General features: G+C 59.3%; 1 protein-coding gene and 1 pseudogene. Both read left to right on the top strand.

Annotated features, from left to right (window positions below):
• Positions 1 to 319: pseudogene (locus B3520_RS15050) on the top strand (gfo/Idh/MocA family oxidoreductase); the annotation flags it as partial.
• A 109-nt stretch (positions 320 to 428) separates the two neighbouring features.
• Positions 429 to 3,204: PVC-type heme-binding CxxCH protein (locus B3520_RS15045; protein ID WP_286876380.1), on the top strand; the 2,776-nt coding region annotated here is incomplete at its 3' end.

Below are 3,204 nucleotides of genomic sequence, written 5' to 3'. Positions count from 1 at the left end.
GCCCGAGCCGGAAGTGCCCGAGCGCGTCAAGGTGCCGGATTACGCTCACCTGTTGCCGGAAGAAATTCAGTCCTTCACCGGCCAGGGCGTGTACGATGAAGAGCACGAACACCTGAGCTTCACCCAGGGTGGGGGGCACGGTGGTTCTCACCCGCACCTGGTGCACAACTTTATTCGCGCCGTGCTCGAAGGCTATAACGCATACCCGAACGTGGTGGAGTCCGCCAATATTACCTGTGTGGGTATTCTGGCCCACGAATCCGCAATGGCCGGTGGCGAAGTGAAGACCATGCCGGCGTTTGCGCTTGAGGTGGAGTAGCGCCGCATCGAGAACCCAGAAAAACAATAATCCATAGAGACCGGCTAGCCCGGCGGCGGTCAAGCGCCGGGCAGCCTGATACCAACACTTGTGAAATAGCGGTATTAATATGAATAAATTAGAACGACAATGGGCCGCGTGGCGGTCCCGGCTGGGCACGGTCATCCTGTCGGCGTTGTTGCTGCCGGCCATCGGCTGCTCAAGCGGCGATCGAGATGCATCGGTCGCCAGCAATACTGAGGCGTCGCAAGACGGCGTGATCAATCTTTTGTTCATTGGCCATGGCCACCGCGAAGGCGATGGCATTCACATGTCCTACCGCAACGCGCCCCTGTTCAATCAGTCTCTGGGCCGTGAAAAGATCTTCATGGAATACGTGGAAGATCTGGATCGGTTGAGCGATGAAGGGCTGGCCGATGTGGATGCGGTCATGTTGTACGCCAACTACAACGAACTGTCCCCCGAGCGGGAAGCGGCACTGCTGAGCTTCGTGGAAGAGGGCGGTGCGTTCCTGCCCGTCCACAGTGCCAGCGCCTGCTTCGGCCATTCCGACGCCTTTGTCGATCTGGTCGGTGGACGCTTCAAGAGTCACGGTGCCGGTGAATTCACCGCGACCATTGCACCGGGTCAGGAAAACCATCCGATCATGAAAGGTTTCCAGACCTTTGAAACCTGGGATGAAACCTACGTTCACGCCGATCACAACGAAGAAAACCGCACCGTGCTGATGCAGCGCGAGGAAGAGCCCTGGACCTGGACCCGTGAGCAGGGTGAAGGCCGGGTGTTCTACACCGCCTATGGTCACGACGAACGCACCTGGGGTCAGCCTGAATTTCACGACCTGCTGATTCGCGGCATCCTCTGGGCCGTGGGCGAGGAGAAGCGTGAAGCCAACCGCGCGCTGGTAGAAACCTTGCCCGAAGCCGCCTATGAAGAAGCGGGTACCATTCCCAACTACCGTCGTATTGAGCCAGCCCCCAAATTCCAGAAAGCGTTGAGCGTGGAAGACTCCATGGCCCTGACCATGGTGCCGGAAGGCTTTGAATTGCAGTTGTTTGTCAGTGAGCCGGATATCGTCAACCCCATCGCCTTTACCTGGGATGAGCAGGGTCGCCTGTTCGTGCTGGAGTCCGTCGACTACCCCAACAATCAGGCGGAAAACGGCCGAGGCAATGACCGCATCAGTATGTGTGTCGATACCGACGGCGACGGCCGGGCCAATGGCTGCGAAGTGTTTGCCGACGAGCTGAGCGTGCCCACCAGTATTACCCCGCTCAACGGCGGTTTTGTGGTATCCCAGGCGCCGGACTTCCTGTTTCTGAAAGACACCGACGGCGATGGCAAGGCCGATGTCCGCGAAGTCCTCAATACCGGATGGGGCACCCGGGACACTCACGCCGGACCATCGAACCTGAAATACGGCCACGACAATCGCCTTTGGGGCGCAGTGGGCTACTCTGAAGCGCCGGAAGATGAAAACGGTGAGTCCTTCCAGAATGGCGTCTACCGGATGAATCTGGATGGCACCGATATCGAGCCGATCGGCCAGTTCAATAACAACACCTGGGGTCTGTCGTTCAGTGAAGACTTCGAAGTGTTCGGCTCCACTGCCAATAATGCGCCGGTTTTCCACGTGCCGTTGTGGCGCAGCTACGTTTACGGTAAAGATGAAGACGTGGTTCCCGGGTTGGCCGCATTGGCTTATGACTTTCCCAACATTTTCCCGTCTACCTATAACTTCCTTCAAGTGGACTTCCACGGCCGTTACACTGCCGGTTCCGGGCTGAGCCTCTACACGGCGCGAACCTTCCCGGAAAAGTTCTGGAACCGCGGCGCCTTTATGGGCGAACCCACCGCGCACCTGCTCGGTCAGTTTTTTATCGACGCGCAACCCGATAGCGTCGGGTACAAAGCCAAAAACCGTGGTTCGATTCTGAGCAGTACCGATGAGTGGCTCTCGCCGGTGCAGATGGACGTGGGCCCCGACGGCCACTTGTGGGTGGCCGACTGGTACAACTTCATCATCCAGCACAACCCGATTCCCTCCAAAGAATCCGCCGGTTTTGATGCCGAAGAAGGTAAGGGCAATGCCCACGTCAACCCGCTGCGGGACCGGGAGCGGGGTCGGATCTACCGGCTGGTGGCCAAAGACGCCCCCGAGTATGAGCCGCTGGATCTGAGAGATGCCGACACTGAAACATTGGTGGATACCCTGTCCAACGACAACATGTTCTGGCGCATGACCGCCCAACGCCTGTTGGTCACCGAAGAGCGTACCGATGCCATCCCGGCACTGCGGGCCATACTGACCGGCAACCCGGATCGTGATTCGCTGGGTCTGGACGTGGCTTCGATTCATGCCATCTGGACGCTACACGGCCTGGGTGCGTTTACCGTCACCGACGAGGCGTCGGACACGGCCGTACGTAACGCCTTGCGCCACCCGTCCGGCGCCACCCGCAAAAATGCGGTACAGGCATTGGTCGAAAACGCCGCGCCGGCAGATCTGGCGCTGGCGGCCGAGTCTCTTGACGATGAAGAACCGCGCGCTCGGCTTTGGGCAATGCTGGCCCTGGCCGAGCAGGCACCTTCGGAGCAGGCGGGTGAGCAGTTGTTGCGTTTGCGCACCGAGTTGCCGGTCGATGAGTGGAGCGCTCAGGCGTTCAGTCTCGCGGCGCTGAATAACGACGCTCAATACTGGCAAGCGTTGAATGATCCGGACATTACCGTACCGGGTCGCTTTCTGGAAAACTTTGAAAGCCCCGAACGCACGCCCGAGTACTTGCTGGCCAAACGTTTTCTCGTTGAGGACGCGGACGATCTGACCGACACGCTGAAGGCGTGGACGGCGCTGCCCGCCGGACGTCTCGGGTTGATGAGCCTGG

Source organism: Marinimicrobium sp. UBA4509 (genome assembly GCF_002388575.1).
Classification (GTDB): Bacteria; Pseudomonadota; Gammaproteobacteria; order Pseudomonadales; family Cellvibrionaceae; genus Marinimicrobium; species Marinimicrobium koreense.
This window is presented reverse-complemented; position numbering and strand designations above follow the sequence as displayed.